5 protein-coding genes are annotated in these 4624 nt (G+C 71.3%); 3 read left to right on the plus strand and 2 right to left on the minus strand.

From position 1 onward, the window contains the following. Together ABNT58_RS26445 and ABNT58_RS26450 are read right to left on the minus strand one after the other, a co-directional pair. Positions 1–610, minus strand: a 610-nt coding sequence (locus ABNT58_RS26445) for an enolase C-terminal domain-like protein (RefSeq protein ID WP_348756358.1), incomplete at its 3' end; no start/stop codon positions are given. A gap of 7 nt (positions 611–617) precedes the next feature. Beyond that, a complete protein-coding gene (locus ABNT58_RS26450; RefSeq protein ID WP_348756359.1) occupies positions 618–1592 on the minus strand; it encodes a tripartite tricarboxylate transporter substrate binding protein in 975 nt (324 codons plus the stop codon). Between the two features lie 183 nt (positions 1593–1775). Here ABNT58_RS26450 and ABNT58_RS26455 point away from each other — a divergent pair, with 183 nt between their 5' ends. From ABNT58_RS26455 to ABNT58_RS26465, 3 genes are all read left to right on the plus strand, one after another. Continuing rightward, a complete protein-coding gene (locus tag ABNT58_RS26455) occupies positions 1776–2849 on the plus strand; it encodes a porin (RefSeq protein WP_348756360.1) in 1074 nt (357 codons plus the stop codon). Further along, positions 2839–3828 carry a tripartite tricarboxylate transporter substrate binding protein gene (locus tag ABNT58_RS26460; protein WP_348756361.1) on the plus strand — a complete coding sequence of 330 codons (990 nt, stop codon included), beginning with the start codon at positions 2839–2841 and terminating at the stop codon, positions 3826–3828. Before ABNT58_RS26455 ends, ABNT58_RS26460 begins: the two co-directional genes overlap by 11 nt. A 57-nt stretch (positions 3829–3885) precedes the next feature. Further along, a partial coding sequence (locus ABNT58_RS26465; protein WP_348756362.1) for a LysR substrate-binding domain-containing protein occupies positions 3886–4624 on the plus strand: 739 nt, incomplete at its 3' end.

Raw genomic sequence — 4624 nt, forward strand, 5'->3', positions numbered from 1 at the left:
AGGCCGACAGCATCTGCTTGGCGCTGTACGACTGGTTGGGGTCGAGCGTGAGCCGCACCGCCGCACCGGCGGCGCTGCGCACTTCGGCGATGCGCTGCGCATCCAGCGCGGTATCGCCACTGAGCTTGAGCTTGAGCTGGCTGTAGCCCTCGGCCGCCAGCGCCGCGGCCTGCGCCGCCATCTCGGCCGGCGGCTTGATGGCCAGGATGCGCGACTGCGGCAGCCGCGTGTGCAGCGCACCGCCCAGCAGCACATGCACCGGCACGCCAAGGCGGCGCGCCTGCAGGTCGTGCAGCGCCATGTCGATGGCGGCCTTGACGCTGGCGGCGTAGTTCAGCGTGGCGTCGATCTCTTCCACCACCTCGGCGATGCTGTCCACGCGCCGCCCCTGCAGCCGCGGCAGCAGGAACTGCAGCGCCGCCTGCGCGCCGCTGCCCTGGGTGGTGATGGCCGGGATGGCATGTGCATACCCCAGCCCGGTGTGGCCGTCGTCATCGGTCAGCTGCAGCAGCCAGCCTTCGAGCTGCGGCACCTGGGCGCGCGCGAACTTCCAGCTTGGGTCCTTGAGCCGCTGGGTGCAGGGCGTGATGCTCGCCTGGGCGATGCGCATGGCCGCCTCACTCCAGCGTGATGTGGCCCTTGCTGACCACGTCGCGCCACTTGTCCGATTCGGCCTGCATCAGTGCGCGGTACTCGTCGGGCGTGCTGGTCTGTGCCACCGCACCCTGCTCCAGCAGCTGCGCCTTGAACTCGGGCGCGTTGACCGCGGCCACCACCGCATCGCGGAACTTCTTCTGCACGTCGGCCGGCAGGCCCTTGGGCCCCACCACGCCATACAAGGTGTCCATCTTCACGCCGGGCAGACCCAGCTCCTGCGTGGTGGGCACCTGCGGCGCCTGCGGGGCGCGCTGGGCGCCGGCCACGGCCAGGATCTTCAGCCCGCCGCTTTTCACATGGGGCAGCACCGGCAGCAGGTCGACCATCGCGAACTGCACCTCGCCGCCCAGCACCGCGGTGACGGCCGGTGCCGCGCCCTTGTAGGGCACATGCTGCACGTCGATGCCGGCCTGCTGCTTCAGCAGCTCGAAGCCAATGTGCGGCGTGGTGCCGGGCCCGGCCGAGCTGTAGTTGAACTTGCCGGGCGAGGCCTTGGCCGCCTTGATCAGCTCCGGCAGCGTGGCCGCGCCCACGTCCTTGCCGGCGATGATCACCGACGGAATGCGCGCCACCAGGGTGAGGTACTGCACGTCGGTGGTGGCGTAGGGCAGCTTCATCAGGTTGGGCATGCCGGCCAGCGGGCCGGGCGCGATGAGCGCGAAGGTGTAGCCATCGGGCGCCGAGCGCACCAGGTCGGTCATGCCGATGGTGCCGCCGGCGCCGGCCTTGTTGTCCACCACGATGGTCTGGCCCAGCGCGCTGCCCACCTGCCGCGCCACCAGACGGGCGATGGCGTCGGTGGGGCCGCCGGCCGAATAGGGCACCACCAGCCGGATGGTCTTGCTGGGCCAGGCCTGGGCCTGCACGGCGGGGGCGGCCAGCCAGGCGCCAGCGGCGGCCAGGGCCAGGCAGGCGGTGCGTCGGGTCTTCAGCATTGCATGTCTCCTTCTTGCCATGGCTGCAGTGTCCGGCCCGTCGACGCGCCGGGTAAGCGGGGGGTGGCGCAAATCAGCTATGCGGCAGGCGCAATGCAGCTATGCCGGGCTGCCGGGTGGCGAGCATGGGTTTGGCTTCCTAGAGTCCGGGCCCACAACAACACCTCTTGATGGAGACACGTCTTGACTAGACAAGCCACCGCCCTCACCGCCCTGGCCCTGGCGGCCTTCACCGCGCTGCCCGCTGCGGCGCAATCCACCCAGGTCACGGTCTACGGCCTGATCGATGCTTGCCTGGCCAGCGCCGACCTGGGCAGCGAACGCCTGAACGCGGTGAGCAGCGGTTGCCTCTACGGCAGCCGGCTGGGCTTTCGCGGCACCGAGGACCTGGGCGGCGGCCTGCAGGCGGCCTTCACGCTGGAGAGCGGCATCACCATCGACAACGGGCAGCTGGCCCAGGGCGGTCGCATGTTCGGGCGCAAGGCGCTGGTGTCGCTGTCCGGGCCCTGGGGCACGGTGGAAGCCGGCCGCGACTATGCACCCGCGTTCTACCTGGTGCAGCCTATCGACCCGATGGGCCTGGGCATCGGCACCGCCAGCAGCAGCCTGTGGACCGGTGCGGCCAGCACCACTTCGGCCCGCAACGACAACGCGGTGAACTACCTCTCGCCCACCTGGGGCGGCGTGTCGTTGCGGCTGCAGGCCACGGCGGGCGAAGGCGGGGCCGGCGGCGCCCGCAAGAGCCAGGGCATGAACCTGCTGTACCGCAGCGGCGGCACGCTGGCGGGCCTGTCTTACGCCCGCGTGGGCGACGTGGCCGACGACAACGACGACAGCGCCTTCACCCTGGGCGTGAGGCAGGAACTCGGCCGCTTCTCGGTGGCGGCGCTGGCACAGTCGGGCGCATGGGAAGCCTCGCGCACCGCGGCCGCACCGGCCAGCACCAGCAGCGTGTTCAGCCGCAAGTACCGCAGCTGGCTGGTGGGTGGCTCGGTGCGCACCGGCAGCGTGGGCAAGGTGAGCCTGTCCATCAAGCGCTACGACGACCGCAGCGTGCGCAACTACGACTTCACCCAGGTGAGCGTGAACTACGTGCATGCGCTGAGCAAGCGCACCGACCTGTATGCCGGCTATTCACGGCTGGGCAACAACAGCCGCACCACCTATGCGGTGTCCGATGCCACCGGTGCCTACGGTCCGGTGGAAGCCGGTGCCGGCACCTCGCTGCTGGCCGCGGGGATCAAGCATGTGTTCTGAGATCAGCCGCCGCCGTCTGCTGCAGGGCGCTGCCGCCGCAGCCGGCCTGGCCGCCACCGGCTGGGCCGGGGCGGCAGAGCCCTGGCCGGGCAAGACGCTGCGCATCGTGGTGCCGCTGGCGCCGGGCGGCTCGGCCGACGCGATGTGCCGCCTGGTGGGCAACGCGCTGGGCCGGGTGCTGGGCACCACGGTGATCGTGGAAAACAAGCCGGGCGCCGGCGGCATCACCGGCCTGACCGAGGTGGTCAAGGCGCGGCCGGATGGCAGCACGCTGGGCTATTCGCTGGCCGGGGCGTTGACGGTGGCGCCACACATCGCGCGCCAGATGCCGTTCGATCCGCTGAAGGACCTGGCCGCCTTGACGCAGGTGGTGGCCGTGCCCGAAGTGCTGGTGGTGCACCCCAAGGCCGGCGTGCGCACACTGGCCCAGCTGGTGGCCAAGGCCAAGGCGGCGCCGGGGCAGCTGAACTTCGGCTCGGCCGGCAATGCCACGGTGCCGCACCTGGGCGGCGAGCTGCTCAAGCGCGAAGCCGGCATCGATCTTGTGCACGTGCCCTACAAGGGCTCGGGCCCGGCGCTCAACGACCTGCTGGCCGGCCAGGTGGAGCTGATGGTGGCCGACGTGACGCTGGTGCGGCCGCACATCGCGGCCGGTCGCCTGGTGGCGCTGGCGGTGGCCGGCCCGGCGCGGCTGGCCGAACTGCCCGAGGTGCCGACCGCTGCGCAGGCGGGGCTGCCCGGCTTCGTGGTCAGCAACTGGCATGGCATGGTGGCGCCCGCAGGCACGCCACCGGCGCTGCTGGCACGGCTGCAACAGGCGGTGGCCGAGGCCTTGAAGGCGCCCGAGGTGGCGGCCCGCATCGACCAGGAAGGCGCCGAGGCCGTGGGCAGCACGCCCGCCCAGTTCGCGGCCTACCTGCGCAGCGAAAGCACGCGCTCGGCCGCGCTGGTCAAGACCCTGGGTATCCGCTGGGAGTGAGCAGGTGGGGCCCGGCGCACAATCGCCGGCCCCCTTGCCGTACCGCCGACGCTGCCGATGCCCACGCCGCCTTCCACGACCAAGCCCACCGGCATCCAGCTCGACATCGCGGCCGACCTGCACAAGTGGCGGGCGTTTTTGGCCATCGGCGAGCTGGGCAGCCTGACGCGCGCGGCGCTGTTCCTGGACAGCAACCAGTCGCTGCTGAGCCGCCAGCTCAATGCGCTGGAGCGCGAATGCGGCACGCGCCTGTTCACCCGCACCGGCCGCGGCGTGGAGCTGTCAGAGGTGGGCCGGCGCATCTTTCCGCAGGTCAAGGCGCTGCTGGCCGATGCGCAGCAGCTGGAACGCGAGATCCGCGGTGAAGCGCATGAGCTCAGCGGCCGCGTGACGGTGGGCCTGCTGCCGTCCATCGGCTCGCCGCTGGTGGGGCGGCTGTTCAAGGACATGCGGGCGCAACACCCCAAGCTGGGCCTGAAGATCCTCGAAGGCTCCAGCGGCCAGGTGGAAGAGTGGCTGGCCGATGCCCGCATCGACATCGCCATCCTCTACCGCTATGGCGCCAGCCTGCCCGAGCATGAAGAGGCGCTGGCCACGGTGGACAGCTACCTGATCGGCCCGCGCGGCGACCGCCTGACCGCCGCGGCCGAGCTGCCCTTGACCGCCCTGCACGAGCTGCCCTTCATCCTGCCCAGCGCCCCCAACGGCCTGCGCACCGCGCTGGATGCGATGGCGCGGCAGGCCCACATCACGCTGGTGCCCGCGATCGAGGCCGACAGCCTGCCGCTGCAAAAGC

This window comes from uncultured Aquincola sp. (genome assembly GCF_964001545.1).
Lineage (GTDB): Bacteria > Pseudomonadota > Gammaproteobacteria > Burkholderiales > Burkholderiaceae_C > Aquincola.